Source organism: Nocardia sp. NPDC005366, from assembly GCF_040606855.1.
GTDB lineage: Bacteria > Actinomycetota > Actinomycetes > Mycobacteriales > Mycobacteriaceae > Nocardia.
This window is the reverse complement of the sequence record NZ_JBEXFQ010000002.1, coordinates 118,326-137,386: the sequence shown is the minus strand read 5'-3', so window position 1 is coordinate 137,386 and position 19,061 is coordinate 118,326. Positions and strand designations below refer to the sequence as shown.

Here is a 19,061-nt window from a genome sequence, read left to right as displayed (position 1 = left end):
TGCACGGGAACGACGCGCCACGGTGCCCGGCCACCCGGGGTTGACATTCCACATTGGAGGTTGCATTCTTGTTCTACATTCCAATGTGGAACATGACGACATAAGGAATCGGATTATGGACATCGCGACCGGTATGCGGGCATCGGACGTAGAGCGTGACCATGTGGTGGGACTGCTCGGCAGGCATCTGGCCGATGGCAGACTCGACCTCGCCGAATACGACCAGCGCGTGGCGAAGGTCTACGCCACCGCCACCCGCGACGATCTACACCTGGTGCTCTCGGACCTGCCCGGACTCTCGAAGCAGGGATTCGCCGGGGCGGACACCACCCGATCCCGGATCCCGCTCTGGCAGCGTATCGAGGGCGCGTCGTGGCTCGGGGTGAGCGTGCTCGTGCTGGTGATCTGGGGTGCGATCTCGATCGGCGTCGGCGAATTCACCTATCCGTGGCCGGTCTGGGTGATCGGTCCGTGGGGTGCGGTACTGGTGTTGCGCATGCTGACCGGATTCGAATCGGGTCACCGCCACCGGCGAGCCTGAGCACGGCGCCGCCGGCGGCCGGATGACTACCGGCCGTGACGTGCGCGCGGGGCGTCGCCGTAGAAATCGTCGTCGCCGTAGAAATCGTCGTCGTCATCGAAACCGCGGCGGGTGCGCGGGGCGGGCCTGCCGCGTTCGTTCGGGGGTGTACGCCGCTGCGCACTGCCGCCCGCACGTGCGGGATCGACGGGCGTGCGCGCGAATCGCGGCTGTGATCGGTCCGCGCGTTCGCGCGCGGGCGTCTCGAAGCCGGACCGGCCGTTGCGATTCGGTTCCGGCTGGCCGGAACGCGGGTTCGCCGAACGAACCCCGTTTCCCGCGGGCGGTGTCCGGCGCGCGGTCGTAGACCGCCGGGCGGGCGGATCCTCGTGCTGCGCGCGTCGGTCGCGCAGCCCCGGCCCGGAGGGTTCGGCGGATCGGCGCGCCGGGCGATCGACCGGGTAGTCGTCCTGATCGCGGCGGGCGCGACGGCCGCTCGGGATCGGGCCGGACAGGCCGTCGCTGTTCGGGCTCGACCGCGAGGACGGGGACCGGTCGGGGGAGGAATGGTTCCGGGACGGCGGGTCGGGGCGATCCACCGCGCGCTGTCGTCCCGATTCGGGCGTGGAACGCGTCCGCGACGGCGGGTCGGGGCGATCCACCGCGCGCTGTCGCCCTGAATCGGGCGTGGAACGCGTCCGGGACGGCGGATCGGAGCGATCCACCGCGCGCTGTCGCCCTGAATCGGGCGTGGAACGCGTCCGGGACGGCGGATCGGAGCGGTGGCGTCGATCGGGTTCCGGTGCGCGACGATCCCGTGGCACCGGCGCGGGACGCCGCGCGAAACGATCGTCGGCGCCGCCGAAGTGGTCGACATCGTCGCCGTCATCATCGACACCGCCATCGACATCGTCGTATTCGTCGTATTCGTCGTCGTATTCGTCATCGAGGTCGTCCGCGTCGCGCCGCTGCGGGATGGCACGGGCGAGCAGCCCGCGCGCACGGTCGAGTCTGTCTCGCAGCGACGGTGGATCGTCATCGATACGACGGGAATGCGACAGGCCCGCGAAGCCGGACCGCGCGCCGTCCCGCTCGGCCGGTACGGCGGGCCGCGCGGCGCGGGCGGGGGTGTGGGCGGGGGTGCGGAATGGTTCGGGCGTGACACGGGAATGCGGGCCCGACGCGGGGCGGGTGGACTCCCGCCCGGCCGGTTTCACGGTCTCGGCACTGGTTCCCGCCGCGACGGCGACCGCGCGGCTGGACTGCAATTCGCGCGGGAGGCCACGTTTGAGGATCGGGAGTTTACGGGTGGCGTGACTGGGATTGTCGCCCTTCTCGCGGTAGGTCGCGGTGATCCCGTGCGCGCGCACCCACGCCCCCGGATCCCTGCGGCTGTGCCGATCCAGTTGGGGGACGATCGTTTCCAGCAGGTCGACCAGTTCGCCGCTGCCGCCGCCGAGTGCGGTTCTGATGGCGGGGAACGTGCTGGGACGGAAGGTCCACGACCATTCGTGGGCCTGCGGGCCATCGGTGATCTCGCGGCCGTGGAACACCAGATTGCCCGATGGCGCGATGCGGGCGCGGATCGTGCGGTCCTCGGATTCGAGGAGGAACTCGCCGGATACTCCGGTTTCTGCGGCCTCGAGTTCGCCGGTCCGATTACTCAGCGAAATCTCGAACCAGGCCGCGGCGATCCCCGCGATCCCCAGGCCGGCCGCGAGGAGTACCTCACCCCACACATCCGCCAGCATCGAACTGCGACTGCGTTCGCACGCATAGAGAAAGACCAGGCTGCCCAGCACCAGAGCGCTGATACGGGCAAGCCGGTAGCTGGTGCTGGTCCCGGGTGTGGGGGCTGGCATCGGCAATACTCCCGAACAACATTCCGCTGGCGAATCAGGTGGATGGTAAGCCCAGTGAGGGCTTCATGGCACAGTTTGCGATGCGATCCGTTCAGGGCGAGTGCGTGAACGTCCTGTGAACAGCGCCGGAGTCGGTTGCCGGGACCGGTGGGCGTCCTGCTTCCGGGGGTGGTCGCCGCGCTCTCATCGCAGGTCACCGGCGTCATGGCCATCGTGGGGCAGGCGCGGGCCCGGGGCGCGGGTGCGCTGGGGCAAACGCGGAGCACACCCGGATACCCGAGATCGCCGGATGACTCGATAACCTGGACCGGGCCGTCCGCGGCGTCCGCCGCTGGGCCGATGGCACGGTAGGTCGCCTCGCAGTACTGTCGGCCGCATCGAAGACGGAAAGGTCGTCCGAATTTGCACCTGAAGAGCCTGACGTTGAAGGGGTTCAAATCCTTCGCCTCCGCGACGACGCTTCGCTTCGAGCCGGGTATCACCTGTGTGGTCGGTCCCAACGGCTCGGGTAAATCCAATGTCGTCGACGCGCTCACCTGGGTCATGGGTGAGCAGGGCGCGAAGGCGTTGCGCGGCGGCAAGATGCAGGATGTCATCTTCGCCGGTACCACCGGGCGCGCGCCGCTCGGTCGCGCCGAGGTGACCCTGACCATCGACAACTCCGACGGTGCGCTGCCCATCGACTACGCCGAGGTGTCCATCACCCGGCGCATGTTCCGTGACGGCGCGGGCGAGTACGAGATCAACGGCAGCTCCTGCCGCCTGATGGATGTGCAGGAACTGCTCAGCGATTCCGGGATCGGCCGCGAAATGCACGTCATCGTCGGACAGGGCCAGCTCTCGGCCATCCTGGAATCGCGTCCCGAAGACCGCCGCGCCTTCGTCGAAGAGGCCGCGGGCGTGCTCAAACATCGCAAGCGCAAGGAAAAGGCGGTCCGCAAACTGGAGGCGATGCAGGCCAATCTGGCTCGCCTCACCGACCTCACCACCGAATTGCGCCGCCAGCTCAAGCCACTCGGCAGACAGGCCGAGGTGGCGCGTCGCGCGCAGACCGTGCAGGCCGATCTGCGCGACTCGCGGTTGCGTCTGGCCGCCGACGATCTCGTCACCCGTCGCGGCGAACTGGAGAGTCAGCAGAGCAAAGAGGCGTACGCGCGCGAACAGCAGATCACGGTGCAGTCCGAACTGGACGCCGCCAACGCCGCGCTCGCCCAGCAGGAATTCCAGCTCTCCCGGCTCACCCCGAGCGCCGAGGCCGCGGCCCAGATCTGGTTCCAGCTCTCCGCGCTGGCCGAACGTGTGAACGCCACCGTCCGCATCGCCGGTGATCGCGCCCGTCACCTGCACGCCGAAACCCCGGTCGGCTCCGGCCGCGACCCGGACCAGCTGGAGGCCGAGGCGGCGCGGGTCGAGGTCGAGGAGGCCGAACTGCGCGCGGCGGTGGAAATGGCCACCGAGACGCTGGAGGCGGCCCGCGACGCCCTGGCCGAACGGGAGTACGCGGCCAAGGCCGCCGAGCAGGCGCATCTGGCCGCGGTGCGGGCCATCGCTGACCGGCGCGAGGGTCTGGCCAGACTCTCCGGACAGGTCGACACCCTGCGCACCCGCGCCCAATCGGTCGACACCGATATCGCCAGGCTGTCGGTGGCGATCACCGAGGCCAGGCATCGCGGCGAGTCCGCCAAGGCCGAATTCGACGCCGTGCAGAACGAACTCGGTGAACTCGACGCGAGCGAGGCCGGTCTGGACGCCCAGCACGAGCACGCCGTGCAGGCCATGGCGCTGGCCGACCAGCGCGTCACCGAATTGCGCGAACAGGATCGCGACGCGAGTAAACGTGTCGCCTCGCTGACCGCGCGCATCGAGGCGCTGAGTATGAATCTGGCCCGCCGCGACGGCGCGGCCTGGCTGGCCGAGCACCGGGCCGAAGGCCTGCTCGGTCCGCTGTCGGGAATGCTGCGGGTACACAGTGGTTTCGAGGCCGCGGTGGCCGCGACGCTCGGCCCGCTGGCCGACGCCGTCGCGGCCGACACCGGCGACTCGGCGCACGCGGCGGTCCGGGCGCTGAAGGAGGCGGACGGCGGACGGGTGGCGTTGGTATTCGACGCGACACCCGCGTCGAGTCCGCACGGCGATCCGCTGCCGGATTCCGCGCGGTGGCTCGGCGACGTGGTGGATTGTCCCGAGCGGGTGCGCGGGGCCATCGGGGCGCTCACGGCCGGTGTCGCCGTGGTCGCGGATCTCGCCGCGGCGACCCGGCTCGTCGCCGCGCGGCCCGACCTGCGGGTCGTCACGCGCGACGGTGATCTCACCGGAAGCGGCTGGGTGCTCGGCGGTTCGGATCGCGCGCCGAGCCAGCTGGAGATCCAGGCCGATATCGACGCGGCCGCCGCTGATCTGATCGCCGCGCAGCGCCGGGCCGAGGAGTTGGAGGCGGCGCTGTCCGGCGCGCTGGACGAACAGACCGACCGCAAGGACGCCGTGGATCAGGCGCTGTTGGCGCTGCACGAATCGGACCAGGCGCTGACGGCCATCTACGACCGGCTCGGCCGACTCGGCGAAGCCGCCCGTGCCGCCGAACGTGACAGCGCGCGACTCACCACCCAGCGCGACGAGGCCGAGGCGGGCCGGGAGGAATCCCTCACCGCGCTCGCCGAATTGGAGGATCGCCTGCGCGCGGTCGAACTCGAACACGGCGACGACGACGGGATCGGCGCGGCGGGCACCGAGTCGGCGGGCCGCGACCGCGAGGAGGCCGCCGCCGCGCTGGCCGAGGCCCGCTCGATGGAAGTAGAAGCCCGCCTGTCGGTCCGCACCGCCGAGGAACGCGCGGAATCGGTACGCGGCAAAGCCGATTCACTGCGTCGCGCGGCCCGAGCCGAACGCGAGACACGAGCCCGCGCCGAACGCGCGCAGGCCGCCCGCCGACAGGCCGCCGCGGTGGCGGCCGCGGTCGCCGAATCCGGCACGACGATCGCCGCGGAGTTGGAGAAGGTGGTGGCCGAGGCGAGCGCGAGGCGCGACGATCTGGTGCGCCGCCGCACCGAGGCCGCCGCCCAGGTCGATCAGGTCAAGGAGCGCGTCCGCGCACTCACCGCCCAGTTGTCCCAGCTCACCGACGCGGTGCACCGCGACGAGGTGGCTAAGGCCCAGGCGGCGCTTCGTATCGAACAGCTGGAGGCGAATATCGCCGAGCAGTTCGGTATCGCGCTGCCCGATCTGATCGCCGAATACGGCCCGGATGTGCCGCTGCCGCCCTCGGATCTGGAATGGCAGGAATACGAACAGGCCAAGGAACGCGGCGAACAGGTCACCGCGCCCGCCCCCATGCCCTACGACCGCGCCACCCAGGAGCGCAGGGCCAAACGCGCCGAGAAAGATCTGACCACCCTCGGCAAGGTGAACCCGCTCGCGCTCGAGGAGTTCGCCGCGCTGGAGGAACGCTACAACTTCCTGTCCACCCAGCTCGAGGACGTCAAGAACGCCCGCAAGGATCTGCTCGACGTGGTCGCCGAAGTCGACGCGCGCATCCTGCAGGTCTTCACCGAGGCCTACGAGGACGTGGAGCGCGAATTCGTCGGGGTGTTCGCCAAACTGTTCCCCGGCGGCGAGGGCAGGCTGGTCCTCACCGACCCCTCCGACATGCTGACCACCGGTATCGAGGTGGAGGCGAGGCCGCCGGGCAAGAAGGTCAAACGTCTCTCGCTGCTTTCCGGCGGCGAGAAATCGCTGACCGCGGTGGCCCTGCTCGTCGCCATCTTCCGTGCCCGCCCTTCGCCGTTCTACGTGATGGACGAGGTCGAAGCCGCCCTTGACGACACCAACCTACGGCGTTTGATCGGCCTGTTCGAGCAGTTGCGCGAGAAGAGCCAGCTGATCGTCATCACCCATCAGAAACCGACGATGGAAATCGCCGATGCCCTCTACGGCGTGAGCATGCGGGGCGACGGCATCACCCAGGTCATCTCCCAGCGTCTGCGCGGGGACAAGCCCGCTGCGGTGAGCGCGGCGAGTTGATGATCAGCCGGTAGGTCGCGCGGGCACGTGTCGAGCCGACGCGGAACGGCCCGAGGTGGATCAGGGCCGAGGTGGGTCAGGGCCGAGGTGGGTCAGGGCCGAGGCGGGTCAGGGTCGAGGTGGATCAGGGCCGAGCGTCGGCCTGCTGCTGGTCGAACAGGGCCGTGAGCTTTGCGGATCCGCCTGCCGCCAGCCAGGTTTCGAGGGTCTGCAAGCCGGGATGCAGCTCCCGCAGCGCCGGGATGTCGGCGTGCCAGCCGCCCGACGCGCGAGACCTGCGCCATGCCTCGGCCACAGCGTCGGCGATTCGGTCGGCCTGCGCCTCGGTGAGTTCGTGGTAGCCGACCGGATATCCGGTGGCTTTGCTGATGGCCTCGGCGGCGGCCACCGGGGTGAAGGCGTCGCCGGCGAGTTCGAGGGTTTCGCTGTGGAAACGGTCCGGATCGGCGAAGGCGATGGCCGCGAATTCGGCGATATCGGCGAGTGCGATCATCTGCACCGGATGATCGGCGCGGAATATGTGGCGGTGCACGCCGTTATCGATGCCGTCGACGGGAAGGCCCTGCGCCAGATAGTTTTCCATGAAACGCACCGGGCGCAGCAGGGTGTAGCGCAGCCCGCTGGCGACGGCAGCCGCCTCGATGCGGCGCTTGCCCTCCGAACCCCACTGGTCCTTACCCGGCATCGAGGCGACGCCGGTGAAGACGATGTGATCGACCCCGGCGCGCGCGGCGGCCTCGATCACGTGGACGCCGCGCCGCGCTTCGATATCGATATCCCAGCCGTCCGGGCCGAAGGCCGCGGGCGGAACGACGAAAACCCCGCGTGCGCCCGTGACCGCGGGGATAAGGCTGTCGGGGACGTCGAAATCGCCGGTCACCAGTTCCGCGCCCGAGGCAGCCAGTTCCAGCGCCTCGCGTGCGTGCGGGTCGCGTACCAGCGCACGCACCGAGACGCCGTCGGCGAGGAGCCGTCGCGCGGTGGCGCCGCCCTGCTGTCCGGTGGCGCCGGTGACCAGGATCGGATGCTGCTGAGAGGACATACTCGCCTTTCGTGCCCGATCGGAGGCGATCCGGTCGGGCATTCTCGATAGAATCGGGTCGGTCGACCCGTATCCGGACGATATGGGTGTTCGAACCGGCTTGGCCAGCACGGGAAATGGAAGGCCGTAACGTATGTCAGCTCCCTCGATCCCGCCCGGCGGCGCATCCCGTGCTGACGCCAGGCGCAATCGCGCCCGGGTGCTCGCCGCCGCGCAGCGTGCCTTCGCCGAAGGCGGTCTCGGTGTGTCACTCGCCGAGATCGCCCGCCGCGCCGGGGTCGGCGCGGGCACCGTCTACCGGCATTTTCCGACGAAAACCGATCTGCTGGAAGCGGTTTTGCAGCAGCGGGTCGACGGGTTGGCGCGCATGGCGACGGCGCGTCTGCGCGATCCGGATCCCGGCGCAGCCTTCTTCGCGGTCTGTGCCGAAGTGGTCGCGAGCAGCCCGGGGAACCAGGCGCTGTGCGATCTGGTCCAATCCGACGACGGCTGGCCGAAGGCGCTGTTGCGCGGTGCGGGCGAACGATTCCAGCGGGCACTTGCCGAACTCCTGCGCGCGGCGCAGCGGCAGGGATCGGTGCGCGCCGATATCACCGTCACCGAGGTGCAGCAGATCTTCGCCGGATGCGTTGCCATTCAACGATTTCAGCGTCCTGATGGACAGCTGGTGCGGGCAGCGGTCCTCGTACTCGACGCGCTGCGGACGAATCCGGCCGTGACGTCCGTAACGAAAGTCGAGCCGGAGCGCAGTCGCCGTAACGAAACAGTTGCTCGTGATGAAAGTGGCGCGGTATCGCACTGCCCGATCTGTCGCGCCCCGCTCCGTCGCACCGGAATGGGCAGGCCCGCACGCTACTGTTCCCCGGCCTGCCGTCAGAAGGCTCATCGCAGGCGTCACGCCGGTCGGTTGACGTCCTGATCCCTACCTGTTCGGGGAGTTGCCCGATGGCGCGCCTCGACACGGCAGCCGGGCGTTGCGCGGCCTGCCGTCGCGGCGGAGGGCGCGGAGGGCTACGAGTCGCTCAGAGCAGATCGCTGACGTCGTCGGGCACGTCGACGGCGTATTTGCGCAGTATTTCCATGGAGATCACTTCCAGTGCGTTCTCGTGGGTAGCGGCGAGCACGACGGGGGCGGCTACGCCGTCCTCGTGCGCGTGCAGCCAGCGCACCGCGACCACACACCAGCGGTCGCCCGGTTGCAGTCCGGGGAAATTGTTCTCCGGACGCGGCGTACTCAAATCGTTCCCGATGGACGCCTGGTGCTCGAGGAACTCAGCCGTGACAACAGTGCATACCGTATGGCTCCCCAGATCCTCCGGCCCGGTACTGCAGCAGCCATCCCGGTAGAACCCGGTGAGAGGATCGGTGCCGCACTCTTCCAGCGGCCCCCCAAGCACGTTTCGATCGGTCACGTCGCCGATCCTATTGTCACTTCGCGAGAAGTTCCGCAGGACAAGAAATCTCGGGGGCTGTGTCGGTGCCGTGCGCGCCGCCCCCCAGCCCTGCTCGCGGGCCGACGACCTGCGGCAAGACGCGCCGACCCCCCTCCGGGACAGGTTCTGCAAGGATGGTCGGCGTGAGTTCCGAAGCCTGGATTCTGATAGCCGTTGTCGCCGCGCTGCTGCTGGTGGCGTTTGTGGCCGGATTCGTCCTGTACAAGCGTCGCCGCGTATCGCTGACGCCACCGTCTCGGGAAAAGGAGCTGACCGACCGCTCGGGTGGTTACACCGCATCCGGTGGATTCAGTTTCAGCCAGGGCGGCACGGCGACGCCGACGCGCCCGGAACCCGTGCCGATAGAGCGAACCGATACCGAGGGTCAGCCGCATATCGGTGACGACGCCGCGATCCCACGCGACGCGCCGAAGCGGGGGATCACCAACGTCCCGCTGCCGGAAGCCGACGTCGATACCGCCACCGCCACCGCGGCGGGTCCGGCGGTCGCCGACGCCGGTACGGCCGCCACCGCGGCGACCGACGACGTGGCGACCGACGACGTGACGACCGACGACGTGACGACCGACGACGTGACGACCGACGACGTGACGACCGGCGACGTGGCCACGGCCGGGCCGGACGTGGAGACGCCCGACACCACCGCGCCCGACACCACCGCGCCCGACACCACCGCGCCCGACACCACCGCGCCCGACACCACCGCGACCGGGCCCACCGCGACCGGCGTCGCCGAGCCGGAGGCCGCGACCGTCGAACCCCCGGCCACGATCGAACCGGCCGCAGCGGACCTCACCGAGTTGGAGACCGCCCCCGCGCTCGATGAGATCGAGCCGACCGCGGGCCGGCTGATCCGTCTGCGCGGTCGTCTTTCCCGCTCCCAGAACGCCGTGGGCAAGAGTCTGCTCGGTCTGCTCGGCGGCGGCGATCTGGACGAGGATTCCTGGGAGGAGGTCGAGGACACCCTCGTGCTGGCCGATCTCGGCACCGCGAGTACGACGGCCGTGGTGGCCCGGCTGCGCGAGGAAATGGCCTCCCGCAGTGTCCGCACCACCGAACAGGCCCGCGAGGTACTGCGCGACGTGCTGATCGAGGCGCTGCGCCCGGAACTCGACCGCTCGGTGCGCGCGCTACCGCACGACGACCACCCCTCGATCCTGCTCGTGGTCGGAGTCAACGGCACCGGCAAGACCACCACCACCGGCAAACTGGCGCGAGTACTCGTCGCCGACGGCCGCCGGGTGCTGCTCGGCGCCGCCGACACCTTCCGTGCCGCCGCCGCCGATCAATTGCAGACCTGGGGCGAGCGGGTCGGGGCGGACACCGTGCGCGGCAAGGAAGCCGCCGATCCCGCCTCCGTAGCCTTCGACGCCGTCGCCACCGGTATCGAGCGCGGCGTCGACGCGGTGCTCATCGACACCGCGGGCCGCCTGCACACCAAAACCGGCCTGATGGACGAACTGGGCAAGGTCAAGCGCGTCGTGGAGAAGAAGGCGAAGGTCGACGAGGTGCTGCTGGTACTCGACGCCACCGTCGGCCAGAACGGGCTCACCCAGGCGCGGGTTTTCGCCGAGGTCGTCGATATCAGCGGTGTGGTGCTCACGAAACTGGACGGGACGGCCAAGGGCGGCATCGTCTTCCAGGTCCAGCACGAACTGGGCGTACCGGTGAAACTGGTCGGCCTCGGTGAAGGAGCCGACGACCTCGCCCCGTTCGAACCGGGCGCATTCGTCGACGCGCTTCTGGGCTGAGATTCGGCGGCCCGGGGGCCGCGGGTTCGCGGCCCCTTATGTCTCGCGTCCGAGCGGTCGAGACTCGCGCCTTCGGCGCATGCGCTTCGACCTCTCGGACGCGAGACGGCCGCGAACGGTCGCTCGTAATACTCGCTCCGTGGTGGGTTCGTGGGTCGGGTATCTCGCGTGTGAGGTGGGCCGTGCACAGGCGCTCGTCGGGCTCGCGCGGTGGGGGTTCGTGGTTCGGTCGTCTCGATTGTGAGGCGGCCGTGAAGGGGTGCTCGTCAGGCTCGCGGTGGTGGGTTCGGGGGTTGGTTGTCTCGCCTGTGAGGTGGCCGCGAATGATGGGGCGTGTGGGAATCGCGCCGTTGTCCGGTGCGGGACATTTGCTGATTTCCGGTTCGTCGCGAATTTCTTTGGGGATGTTCGGCCCCGCCGTCTTTCTTTCGGTCGCCGCGGGGAGATCCCGCAAACATCGCGCGCTCCTCGGGCGAATGTGATCCGAGACCTACTGTTCGGGAGCCGGACTTCCGGTCGCGGGACGCGCACTTCACATCGGCGCCGAAACGTGTGGTGTACATCATGAAACGTGGTAGCAACACAACTGCGGTATCCGTTCACGCAGGTGAAACATTGCAGCATGACGGATGAAACACCGAGTGAGGAACCTTCTGTGCAGGTCCATTTGCCGTAGTCGGCTGGGCCCGAGATGAGGAGGACATTAAGGTGGCATTTCCCGTAATCGGCGCGCCGGACGCCGGTGACACCGCATGGATGCTGGCCAGCTCAGCGCTCGTGCTCTTGATGACACCCGGACTCGCGTTCTTCTACGGCGGCATGGTCCGCTCGAAGAACGTGCTGAACATGATCATGATGAGCATCAGCTCCATGGGATTGATCACGATCCTGTGGGTGCTGTACGGCTTCTCGCTGACATTCGGCGAGGACAAAGGCAATCTCATCGGAGACCCGGGTCAATATTTCGGATTGAAGAGCGTATTCGGCGGTAGCTACCTCGCTTCCACCGATCCGGCGGCGCCTGCCGCGGTTCCCTTGAACGGAACCATCCCGTTGTCGGTATTCGTCGCGTTCCAACTCATGTTCGCGATCATCACCGTCGCACTCATCTCGGGCGCGGTCGCCGACCGCCTCAAGTTCGGCTCCTGGCTCGTCTTCGCCGGTATCTGGGCGACGGTCGTGTACTTCCCGGTCGCGCACTGGGTGTTCGCGTTCGACGGCTACACCGGTGAGGCCGGTGGCTGGATCGCCAACAACCTGAAGGCGATCGACTTCGCCGGTGGTACCGCCGTCCACATCAACGCCGGCGCCGCCGGTCTGGTGCTGGCCATCGTCCTCGGCAAGCGCAAGGGCTGGCCGGGCACGCCGTTCCGTCCGCACAACCTGCCGTTCGTGATGCTCGGCGCCGGTCTGCTGTGGTTCGGCTGGTACGGCTTCAACGCCGGTTCGGCCGTCGGCTCCAACGGCATCGCGGGCGCCACCTTCCTGACGACCACGATCGCCACCGCCGCGGCCATGCTGGCGTGGGTTCTGGTGGAGAAGTTCCGTGACGGCAAGCCCACCTCGCTCGGCGCCGCCTCGGGCATCGTCGCCGGTCTTGTCGCGATCACCCCGTCCTGTTCCTCGGTGAACGCGCTGGGCGCGGTGGCTGTCGGTGTCGTCGCGGGCGCCCTGTGCGCCCTCGCGGTCGGCCTGAAGTTCAAATTCGGCTTCGATGATTCGCTCGACGTGGTCGGCGTTCACCTCGTCGGTGGTCTGGTCGGCACGCTGATGGTCGGCCTCGTCGCCGCGCCGGAAGCCCCGGCGGCGGTCGAGGGCTTGTTCTACGGTGGTGGGATCGAGCAGTTGAAGCTGCAGGCCGTCGGTGCTTTCACCGTGCTTGCCTACTCGCTGGTCGCTACGGCCGTGATCGCGTACGCCATCAAGTTCACGATCGGCCTGCGCGCGGATGAGGAGGGCGAGTCGGTGGGTCTGGACGAGTCCGAGCACGCGGAGACCGCATACGATTTCGCTGCTGTGGGTGGCACGGCACGCTCGCTCGTCAAGGAGGCATGACGACAATGAAACTGATCACCGCAATCGTCAAACCGTTCACACTCGAGGACGTGAAGTCCGGGCTCGAACAGGCGGGCGTGCTCGGTATGACCGTCAGCGAGGTGCAGGGTTACGGGCGGCAGAAAGGCCACACCGAGGTATATCGCGGTGCGGAGTACTCGGTCGATTTCGTGCCGAAGGTCCGGGTCGAGGTCGTGGTCGACGACGCGTCGGTCGACAAGGTCGTCGAGGTGATCGTCGAGGCCTCGCGCACCGGCAAGATCGGCGACGGCAAGGTCTGGGTGACGCCGGTAGAGGCGATCATCCGGGTCAGGACCGGAGAGCGCGGCACCGACGCCCTGTAACCACGGGGTCGGCACGGAGAATCGAAATCGAGCGGCGGCTCCGCTCCCACCGGGTTTCCCGGTCGGGGCGGGGCCGCAAGCATCTGACGGGTGGTGGGGTTGTGGGTAATGATCGTGACGGCGGCGGACAGGTGAACGGCAGAGTTTCCAACGGGGCCGCCGATCTTGTCAGGGCACGGGAGCAATTACTCGACGGCGGATTGCCCCGCAATCCTCGGCTCGATGCCGAATCGCTGCGTTCGGCCCTGGTCGATCTCTACGAATTGTGGCTGTCCAGCAAGGGGTCCGAACTCGGCATCACCGCCGAGAGCGGTTTGGCCATTGTGGCGGTCGGCGGACTCGGGCGCAGGGAGATGCTGCCCTATTCGGACCTGGATCTGGTGCTGCTGCACGACGATGTCGATCCATCCAGGGTGGCCGAGGTCGCCGACCAACTCTGGTATCCGCTGTGGGATGCCCACATCAAACTCGACCACAGTGTCAGGACCGTGCCCCAGGCACTGCGCGTCGCGAACGACGATCTGATCGCCGCCCTCGGCATGCTGGAGGCACGGCACATCGTCGGTGATGTGGAACTGAGCAACCTGTTGATCGGCGGGGTTCGCCGGGAATGGCGCAACGGAATTCGTTCGCGCTTCGACGAATTGATCGCCCAGGCGGCCACGCGCTGGGAGCGCAGCGGTGAGATCGCGCACCGGGCCGAACCCGATCTGAAGAACGGGCGCGGCGGGCTGCGGGATATCCAATTGCTCGACGCCCTCTCGATCGCGCAGTTGACCGACGCCATGCCCGGCCTCGGCCCGGATGTACCGGGCGGCGGGCTCAAACACGCGCACCGCCGGCTGCTCGACGTGCGCACGGAATTGCATCGGGTGGCGGGCAGGGCGCGAGATCAGTTGCGCGCCCAGGATGCCGATGAGATCGGAGCGGCGCTGCGGATCGGCGATCGTTTCGATCTCGCCCGCACACTCAGCGATTCGGCGCGGACGGTGAGTTATTCCGTCGACGTCGGCCTGCGCACGGCGGCGAACGCGCTGCCGCGGCGTGGACTGGCGCGTTTGCGTCGGATGCCGGTGCGTCGACCACTCGATGAGGGGGTGGTCGAGCACGCGGGCGAGGTGGTGCTGGCGCGGGACGCGCGCCCGCAACGTGATCCAGGGCTGATCATGCGGGTATCGGCGGCATCGGCGCAGACCGGGCTGCCGATGTCGGCCACCACCTTGAACCGGCTCTCCGAGGACGCGCCGGAATTGCGCGAGCCGTGGCCGAAGGACGCGCTCAACGATCTGCTGGTACTGCTCGGGGCTGGCCGCGGCACCATCAACGCGATCGAGGCGCTCGACCGCACCGGGCTGTGGGGCAGGCTACTACCCGAATGGGGTGCGGTACGCGATCTTCCGCCGCGCGACGCCGTGCACACCTGGACCGTCGATCGCCATCTCATGGAGACCGTCGCCTATGCCAGCGCGCTCGTCACCAGGGTCGCCCGCCCGGATCTGCTCATGCTCGGCGCGCTGCTGCACGATATCGGCAAGGGGCGCGCGGGCGATCACAGTATCGTCGGCGCGGAACTGGCCACCCATATCGGACGTCGCCTCGGGCTGTGGCCGTCGGATGTGCGGACGCTCAGCGCGATCGTGCGCTACCACCTGCTACTGCCCGATACCGCGACGCGCCGTGACCTGGCCGATCCCGAAACCGTGCAACTCGTCGTCGACGCACTCGACGGAGATGTGCAGTTGCTGGAATTGCTCCACACCCTCGCCGAGGCGGATTCGCTGGCGACCGGGCCGGGGGTGTGGGGGGACTGGAAGGCGTCATTGATCGGCGAACTGGTGCGGCGCTGCCGCCTGGTGATGGCCGGTTATCCGCTGCCCATTCCCGAACCGATCGCCGCGGAGTTGCTCGAACGAGCCGCGGCCGGCGGCGTGCACGTCGACCTGCGTCCCGGCGAGGGGAAGTACACCTACACCGTCACGGTGATCGCGCCCGATACCGCTGGCCTGCTGTCCGACGCGGCGGGGGTGCTCGCCCTGCATTCGCTGCGCGTGCTGTCCGCCTCGGTGGGCCACGAGGGACCTTCCGCCATCAACACCTTCGTGGTGTCGCCGAAATTCGGCGATCCACCCGAAGCCGGGCTACTACGCCAGGAACTGATCCGCGCGACCGCGGGCGATCTCGACTTGTCCGCGTTACTCGCCAAGCGGGAACGCGAGGCGACCGGGGCCGGGCCGAATCCGTACGCGCAGGCCCAGCCGCGCGTGATCTGGTTCGACAGTTCGACGCCCGGGCAGGCGATCCTGGAATTGCGCGCCGAGGATCGGATCGGTCTGCTGAGTCGTCTCGCCGCGACGTTCGCCGCCGCGGGCGCGAATGTGCGGTGGGCGAAGGTGGTCACGATGGGTTCGGCGGTGGTGGACGCGTTCTGCCTGGATCTCGGTTCCGACGTCGGCCCCGCGCGCAGGGAGGCGATCGAGAAAGCGGTGCTGGAAGTGGTGCCGCGACCCGCGCCGAAGAAACCGGACGACCCCGCGACACCGGGCGCAGATCAGGTTTCCTGATTATTAACTGAATGCCCAGTCTGCTCATCGATCGACCGGTTCAGCTAGTACATATGCCTAGCAACCAAACCGTTGCACACTATTTGCTGGAACCTATCGGCGTGCTGCCTTGCGCACCCTACGATCAGAGCGTCCCGCTATCGCTAGCACGAGGGGAGCATGTCGGTGGCAATTGAGGTTGTTTCGGCTTCGATGATGACGAGTGACGAGACGACACATATGGCTCGATGTGTCGGCGGCGACCGCTGGGTCGTTTCCTGGTTGCCTGGGCGCACATTGACCGGTCGGCAGGCGGTGACGGCGATGACGATCGCCACCACGGTCGCCACCCGCGAAATGCGTACCGGCGCGGATTGGGCCCTGCTCGACGACCTCGCGCTGGAACTGGGCCTGACCGCCCGCGAGGCGACGTTCATGGTGGCACTCGAGAATCACGACTACCGCATGACCGTCAGACCGCGGAGTCGCGTGCTCGACTGAGTAACGCCGCGACCTCGGAGGACACACCGGTTGCGCGCCGGTACGGGTGATCCCATTACCCTGGGTGGCAATCGTCTACCCACGCCGCGGGCTCCGCCTGCGGCCGTCCCCCAGGGACGTCCCCCGAGATCAGGAGCGCGACCGGTGTTCGAATCCCTGTCCGACCGGCTTACCGGTGCCCTCAAGGATCTGCGTGGCAAGGGGCGTCTGTCTCCGGCCGACATAGACGCGACCTGTCGCGAGATCCGGCTCGCCCTGCTCGACGCCGACGTCGCGCTGCCCGTTGTGCGCGGTTTCATCGCGAAGATCAAGGAACGGGCCAAGGGCGCCGAGGTCTCCGCCGCGCTCAATCCGGCTCAGCAGGTCGTCAAGATCGTCAACGAGGAACTCGTCACCATCCTCGGCGGCGAAACCCGCAGGCTCACCCTCGCCAAGAATCCGCCGACGGTGGTCATGCTCGCCGGTCTGCAAGGTGCGGGTAAGACGACGCTGGCGGGCAAACTCGCCAAATGGCTGAAGGGGCAGGGGCATCAGCCGCTGCTCGTCGCCTGTGATCTCCAGCGCCCCGGCGCCGTCACCCAGTTGCAGGTCGTCGGTGAGCGCGCGGGCGTGCCCGTCTTCGCCCCGCATCCGGGCACCTCCGTCGGCGGCGGCGCGAATCCGCTCGGTATCACCGCGGCGGACCCGGTCGAGGTCGCCCGTGACGGCGTCGCCGAGGCCAAGGCCAAGCAGTACGACGTGGTCATCGTCGATACCGCGGGCCGCCTCGGCATCGACGCCGAGCTGATGCGCCAGGCCGCGGGTATCCGCGACGCGGTGCAGCCGGACGAAACGCTGTTCGTCCTCGACGCCATGATCGGCCAGGACGCGGTCAGCACCGCCGAGGCATTCCGTGACGGTGTCGGATTCACCGGTGTCGTGCTCACCAAGCTCGACGGTGACGCCCGAGGCGGCGCGGCGCTGTCGGTGCGAAATGTGACCGGCGCGCCGATCATGTTCGCCTCCACCGGTGAGAAGCTCGAGGATTTCGATGTCTTCCACCCGGACCGAATGGCGAGCCGCATCCTCGGCATGGGCGATGTGCTCACCCTCATCGAGCAGGCCGAACAGGTCTACGACGCGCAGCAGGCGGAGGAAGCCGCGCGCAAGATCGGCAGTGGTGAACTCACCCTGGAGGATTTCCTCGATCAGATGCTCGCCATCCGCAAGATGGGTCCGATCGGCAATCTGCTCGGCATGCTCCCCGGCGCGGGGCAGATGAAAGACGTCCTCGCCCAGGTCGACGACAAGCAGCTCGACCGCGTGCAGGCCATCATCCGCGGCATGACCCCGGCCGAACGCGATAACCCCAAGATCATCAACGCTTCACGCAGGCTGCGGATCGCCAACGGTTCCGGCGTGCAGGTCTCCGAGGTGAACCAGCTCGTCGACCGGTTCTTCGATGCCAAGAAGATGATGGCCATGATGGGCCGTCAGATGGGGATGCCCGGTTCGCGTCGCGCCAACAACAAGAAGGGCAAGAAGGGCAAGAAGGGCGGTCGCGGGCCGACCCCGCCGAAGATGCGCGGTGGATTCCCCGGGATGCCCGCGGGCATGCCGGGCTTGCCGCCGGGTATGCCGGATATCTCGAATATGCCCCCCGGGCTCGACCAGCTGCCGCCCGGACTCGAAGGTTTCGACATCAGCAAATTGAAGTTCCCGAAGCAGTAGGCGATCACCGAAGCCCGAACCGGCCGCCGTCGACGTGTTTCGCGGCGGCCGGTTCCGGCTCGTCGCGAACCGAGCGCGGATCCGTCGGCGCGGTAGGTTCGATACGCCGAGGACGTTCTGGAGGTTGCTGTGCATCTGCGTGGTGTGGTTCTTCCCGATGACGAGGTACGCGACCTGTGGGTGCGGGACGGACTGGTGTCCTATGATCCGGCGCTGGACGCCGAAACCCTGTGCGACACAGGGTGGATCGTGCCGGGCCTGGTCGACGCGCACTGTCACGTCGGAATCCGCTACGGCGGTGGACACGAGGATCGCGAGGGTGCGATCGCGCAGGCCGAGACCGAGCGCGAAGCCGGTGCGCTGCTGTTGCGCGACGCCGGATCGCCGATCGACACCAGGTTCATCGACGACCACGAAGATCTGCCGCGCATCATCCGCGCGGGCCGCCATATCGCCCGCCCCAAGCGCTACATCCGCGAACTCGGCATCGAACTCGATGACGAGCGTGACCTCCCGGAGATCGTCGCCGAGCAGGCCCGTTTCGGCGACGGCTGGGTGAAGATCGTCGGAGACTGGATCGATCGCTCGGTCGGCGATCTGCGCCCGCTGTGGAGCGACACGATCCTGAAGGAAGCCATCGACGCCGCCCATGCCAACGGGGCCCGCGTCACCGCGCACGTCTTCGGCGAGGACGCGCTGCCCGGCCTGATCGGCGCCGGGATCGACTGTCTGGAACACGGCACCGGACTCACCGACGACACCGTCGCGATGATGGTCCGACACGGCACCGCGCTCGTGCCGACCCTGATCAATATCGACACCTTCCCCGACATCGCCGACGGCGCGGGCAAATTCCCCACCTACGCCGCCCATATGCGCGATCTGCACCGTCGCGTGCGCGGCACCGTCGCCAATGCCTACGAGGCGGGCGTGCCGATCTACGCGGGTACCGACGCGGGCGGCTCCATCCGCCACGGCCGCATCGCCGATGAGATCACCGCGCTCACCGCCGCGGGACTCTCGCCCCACGACGCCCTCGGCGCGGCCTCCTGGAATGCCCGTACCTGGCTGGGCCGACCCTCCATCGCCCACGGCGCACCCGCTGATTTCGTCGTCTACCGGGAAGACCCCCGCACCAACCCGGCCATGCTCGCCGAGCCGCAGTGGGTCGTGCTACGCGGGCGAGTCGTCGAATCGGGTCCGGTAACCGGCCACCGCTGACTTGGAGTGAGTGTGGGTTTTCTGCTCATGTCCGGGCATTGACC

General features: G+C 68.3%; 13 protein-coding genes. 10 read left to right on the top strand and 3 right to left on the bottom strand.

Going from position 1 to position 19,061, the window contains the following annotated elements; all coding sequences use genetic code 11:
* The first annotated feature begins 115 nt into the window (after positions 1 to 115).
* Positions 116 to 541: a DUF1707 domain-containing protein gene (locus ABZS43_RS02875; RefSeq protein WP_355034097.1), complete on the top strand. Its 426-nt coding sequence runs from the start codon at positions 116 to 118 to the stop codon at positions 539 to 541.
* Between the two features lie 26 nt (positions 542 to 567).
* Here the strand turns inward: ABZS43_RS02875 and ABZS43_RS02870 are convergent, their stop codons facing one another.
* Positions 568 to 2,382, bottom strand: a complete 1,815-nt coding sequence (locus ABZS43_RS02870; protein ID WP_355034096.1) for a hypothetical protein — start codon at positions 2,380 to 2,382, stop codon at positions 568 to 570.
* A 402-nt stretch (positions 2,383 to 2,784) separates the two neighbouring features.
* Between ABZS43_RS02870 and smc the strand changes: the two genes are divergently transcribed.
* Complete coding sequence (gene smc / locus ABZS43_RS02865) at positions 2,785 to 6,399, top strand: chromosome segregation protein SMC (protein ID WP_355034095.1); 3,615 nt, start codon at positions 2,785 to 2,787, stop codon at positions 6,397 to 6,399.
* Between the two features lie 124 nt (positions 6,400 to 6,523).
* On the opposite strand, the gene ABZS43_RS02860 is transcribed toward smc, so the two are convergent.
* Positions 6,524 to 7,441, bottom strand: coding sequence for an NmrA family NAD(P)-binding protein (locus ABZS43_RS02860; RefSeq protein WP_355034094.1), 918 nt, complete (start codon positions 7,439 to 7,441; stop codon positions 6,524 to 6,526).
* Between the two features lie 133 nt (positions 7,442 to 7,574).
* Here ABZS43_RS02860 and ABZS43_RS02855 point away from each other — a divergent pair, with 133 nt between their 5' ends.
* Positions 7,575 to 8,360, top strand: a complete 786-nt coding sequence (locus ABZS43_RS02855; protein ID WP_355034093.1) for a helix-turn-helix domain-containing protein — start codon at positions 7,575 to 7,577, stop codon at positions 8,358 to 8,360.
* 103 nt (positions 8,361 to 8,463) lie between these two features.
* On the opposite strand, the gene ABZS43_RS02850 is transcribed toward ABZS43_RS02855, so the two are convergent.
* Positions 8,464 to 8,853, bottom strand: coding sequence for a DUF2237 domain-containing protein (locus ABZS43_RS02850; RefSeq protein ID WP_067514140.1), 390 nt, complete (start codon positions 8,851 to 8,853; stop codon positions 8,464 to 8,466).
* Between the two features lie 155 nt (positions 8,854 to 9,008).
* Between ABZS43_RS02850 and ftsY the strand changes: the two genes are divergently transcribed.
* The 7 genes from ftsY (at position 9,009) to ABZS43_RS02815 (ending at position 19,017) form a co-directional block, all read left to right on the top strand.
* Positions 9,009 to 10,646 carry a signal recognition particle-docking protein FtsY gene (ftsY, locus tag ABZS43_RS02845; protein ID WP_355034092.1) on the top strand — a complete coding sequence of 546 codons (1,638 nt, stop codon included), beginning with the start codon at positions 9,009 to 9,011 and terminating at the stop codon, positions 10,644 to 10,646.
* 708 nt (positions 10,647 to 11,354) lie between these two features.
* A complete protein-coding gene (locus ABZS43_RS02840; protein WP_355034091.1) occupies positions 11,355 to 12,701 on the top strand; it encodes an ammonium transporter in 1,347 nt (448 codons plus the stop codon).
* 5 nt (positions 12,702 to 12,706) lie between these two features.
* Positions 12,707 to 13,045 carry a P-II family nitrogen regulator gene (locus ABZS43_RS02835; protein ID WP_039799550.1) on the top strand — a complete coding sequence of 113 codons (339 nt, stop codon included), beginning with the start codon at positions 12,707 to 12,709 and terminating at the stop codon, positions 13,043 to 13,045.
* 101 nt (positions 13,046 to 13,146) lie between these two features.
* Complete coding sequence (locus ABZS43_RS02830) at positions 13,147 to 15,606, top strand: [protein-PII] uridylyltransferase (protein WP_355034090.1); 2,460 nt, start codon at positions 13,147 to 13,149, stop codon at positions 15,604 to 15,606.
* A gap of 165 nt (positions 15,607 to 15,771) precedes the next feature.
* Positions 15,772 to 16,086 (top strand): hypothetical protein, encoded by a 315-nt coding sequence (locus ABZS43_RS02825; protein ID WP_355034365.1) that lies wholly within the window; start codon positions 15,772 to 15,774, stop codon positions 16,084 to 16,086.
* 144 nt (positions 16,087 to 16,230) lie between these two features.
* Positions 16,231 to 17,796, top strand: coding sequence for a signal recognition particle protein (gene ffh / locus ABZS43_RS02820; protein WP_355034089.1), 1,566 nt, complete (start codon positions 16,231 to 16,233; stop codon positions 17,794 to 17,796).
* A gap of 129 nt (positions 17,797 to 17,925) precedes the next feature.
* Complete coding sequence (locus ABZS43_RS02815; protein ID WP_355034088.1) at positions 17,926 to 19,017, top strand: amidohydrolase family protein; 1,092 nt, start codon at positions 17,926 to 17,928, stop codon at positions 19,015 to 19,017.
* The last annotated feature ends 44 nt before the right edge of the window (positions 19,018 to 19,061 follow it).

Coding starts and splice junctions, on each gene's coding strand:
- ABZS43_RS02860 (WP_355034094.1), bottom strand. CDS start 7,441: ATGTCCTCTCAGCAGCATCCGATCCTGGTCACCGGCGCCACCGGACAG.
- ABZS43_RS02870 (WP_355034096.1), bottom strand. CDS start 2,382: ATGCCAGCCCCCACACCCGGGACCAGCACCAGCTACCGGCTTGCCCGT.
- ftsY (WP_355034092.1), top strand. CDS start 9,009: ATGGTCGGCGTGAGTTCCGAAGCCTGGATTCTGATAGCCGTTGTCGCC.
- ABZS43_RS02835 (WP_039799550.1), top strand. CDS start 12,707: ATGAAACTGATCACCGCAATCGTCAAACCGTTCACACTCGAGGACGTG.
- ABZS43_RS02855 (WP_355034093.1), top strand. CDS start 7,575: ATGTCAGCTCCCTCGATCCCGCCCGGCGGCGCATCCCGTGCTGACGCC.
- ABZS43_RS02875 (WP_355034097.1), top strand. CDS start 116: ATGGACATCGCGACCGGTATGCGGGCATCGGACGTAGAGCGTGACCAT.